At 49.2% G+C, this 3060-nt stretch carries 1 protein-coding gene; it reads right to left on the bottom strand.

Annotation, left to right across the window (positions count from 1 at the left end; translation table 11 throughout):
- Window positions 1–54: 54 nt before the first annotated feature.
- Window positions 55–3060, bottom strand: a 3006-nt coding sequence (locus VIM87_RS20735) for an RHS repeat-associated core domain-containing protein (RefSeq protein ID WP_331998854.1), incomplete at its 5' end; no start/stop codon positions are given.

Below are 3060 nucleotides of genomic sequence, written 5' to 3'. Positions count from 1 at the left end.
AATGTTCCTGAACAATCTGCTGGGACATATTTATACGCGTATTTTTATTGTTTATTAATCACATTTCGCAGCTACAATCTGAGGCCGTTCCTTTCTGCCTTCTGCAGGCAATGCAATTTTCGGCAGGTCCTTTCTATGCTTAGGTCTTGAATTTAGTTTTTTCTTCAGGTTGCTGCCGTAGGTGCCACCGCCTGGTCTAGCATCATCTAAATTAACAAGCTTTATCGGTACACTTTCCACACCTGCTCTTTGCGCGGCTACCAACCTTCTATTATCAAGGCTTACCCGCTGACCATTAACTTCTGCAACCTCTAATGGACTTCTTTCCCATTCCCACTGGCCGGCTCTCATAGCTTCTTCATATTCAGCTACCGGTTCTGTTACATAGCCCTGGGAGAAATTAAGTGTGTTCGGATCAACCCACTCCAAACCGGTTCCGCCATTAAGGCCCATGATATCTACAAGCACATTTGTATCCTTCACATAACCATACAACCGGCTCCCCCCATCCAGCCTTATCGGATCCTGGCTAATATACCCTCCCTCATCCGGGCTGTAATACCTGAACCTGTTATAATACAATCCTGTCTCCACATCCTCATACTGCCCCTGGTATCTGAAGGGCACCAGCTCCCGCTCACCCGCTAACTTACGCACCTGGCCATAAATATCCAATTCGCAGGCCCATACTTTTTCACCGGCAGCATCATAAGCCTCACATGGGGTACCCAGATGATCGTTAATAATAGAATACTGCTTTCCGTTAATAATCTTAGCAGCCGGCGCAAAGGTGCCGTCTTCAAACACCCAGGTAGCCAGGGTTTCAGCAGGTACCGGCTCAGGATGGTTCAATGCTACATTACCCAGTTCATCTATCGTAGTAACAGGGCGGTCAGTGTTGGCATAGTTCCATTCATGCAATGGCACATTGCCATCCCATATAAAACGGGTGATCGTTCCGTTGAACTGTTTTTCTATACGGCGGCCTAAAGGATCGTAGCGCAACTCAACCGGCTTACCATCGGGGCGGACTACCTTTTTCAGCATGCCATTGCCATACCACTCGTATTCCCAGGTAGCGCTGCCTACGGGTGCAGCGGTAACTATTTTTTTAACAAGGTTACCTTCCTCGTCATAAATAAAACGGGCATCATTGGTTTCCTGCAGCTTACCGCCAGGTCCATATTTGCGGTCCTTGCGTTCAGGTGTTTTATATAAGTTACCGGTTTTGTCAGGCAGGCGGTAATCATAAGTGCCGTCTTCATACCGGGCCCATGCCAGGTTTTCAAGATCATCATGACCAAAAGTAACATGTGTGTTATTGATACCATTAATGATCTGTTTCAGCCGCTGGTTGGGATCCCAGCGGTAGTGCCGGCGGCGGAAAGCACGTTGCTCGCTGCTTACGGTATGACTTTCGGGCATACCGGACCGGTCATAGGTCCAGCTGCTTTTAATGCCGCCGGGTAAAGTTCGTTCTATTTCAAGGCCTAAAAGATTACGTTCAATATGCGTGGTCCAGGGGCTTTGCTCACCGGCCGCCTGTGCAAGCATACCGGTTACATCACCGGCGGCATTGCGTTGTAATTGTATGAGCGCACCCAGGCTACTTTGAAGTTTATTACGCCGTCCGTTGTGGTTGTAAGTGCTGTTTACGGTATATCCATTCTGCCACTCCTGCGTTATGCGGCCCATTATATCGCGCTGGAATTTCACAGTGCTGTGCTCATTCATGGCTTCTATGAGATGTCCGCTGCGGTTGTAGCTATAGGTTTCCCAGCTGCCATCGCTATACTCTGCACGGGTCAGGCGGCCGTTATAGTCATATTCATAATTTGTCCAGCGTTCGCCGGGCCGTTGTACTTTAACCACTTTGCCGGCAGCATCTCTTTCATAATTGCGTTCCAGGCCATCAAAGCCGGTTTCCCGGATAATATCGCCACGGTCGTTGCGTGTAAAACGATAGGTTTCTCCATGCTCATTCACTAAACCGGTCAGCTGTTCTTCCTGGTTGTATATGAAGTGCAGCTTTACGCCGTTCTCTTCCCGCATTTTCAAACTGCCCAGGGGCGTGTAGGCAAAACGTACGTTATGGTATTTGTCGCGCGCCTGCAGCACTTCATCATATGCGTTGTATTGCAGCTGTACCTGGTTGCCATCGGCTAAATTAATTTCTATAGCACGGCCCAGCGCATCATACCGGATGTACTGTTCCTGCTGCAGCGGGTTGCCGGATTTTATACAGCGTCCCCAGGCATCATAGGTCCAGGTGGAGTGGCCGCCATCCGGCAGGGTGAGTGCAGTGAGGTTATGATCGGCATCGTACTCCAGCAATGATCGTTTGTCCTGCTCATCTTCTATTTTGCTCAGCAGGTTCTGGCTGTTATAACGGTAGATGGCAATGCGGCCGTCGGCTTCTGTGATGGTATGCAGCAGTCCTTTACAAGATCCTTTTTTGTGATAGATATAAGTGCGGCTGGCGCCCTGCGGATCGCTCACTAATGTTAAGCGCTGCTCCTCATCATAATTAAACGTATAGGCGCTGCCATCCGGCTGGGTAACGCGGGTAATGTTGCCCCGTTCATCATAGCTATAGCCGGTTACATTGGCTTCTTCATCTATCTCGCGGTAGATCTCAAAATCTTCTGTGTATTCAAGGAACCGGGAATTGCCCAATGGATCCATGATCTGTGTAACTACAAAATCAGGCGTATAATAATAAGCCGTGCTTTTGCCCAGTGAATTGGTGATAAGATTATAACCTTTTTCGGGATAATATTCCAGCCATCCTTCCAGGATCCCATCATCGCCCCAGGTATGTATACAACGGCCCTTATGATCATATTCCCAATAAAAGCCCTGCCCGTTACGGTCTGTTTTGGCCACCATTAAATGGTTGCGGTATTGGATATGGGTGGTTTGATCCAGCGCATCTGTGATGGCTGCCAGGTCGCCGGCTTCGTTGTAGCCGTAACGGATCATTACCTGTTCCGCACCGCGGTGCCGGGCCGTTACGCTGGTTATGCGGCCTGCATCATCGTTGGTAACGTGCAGGCGCCG

It is taken from the genome of Chitinophaga sp. (assembly GCF_036569125.1).
In the GTDB taxonomy this organism is placed as follows: Bacteria; Bacteroidota; Bacteroidia; order Chitinophagales; family Chitinophagaceae; genus Chitinophaga.
The sequence above is the reverse complement of the archived record's forward strand: the minus strand, read 5'-3'. Positions and strand labels throughout refer to the sequence as shown.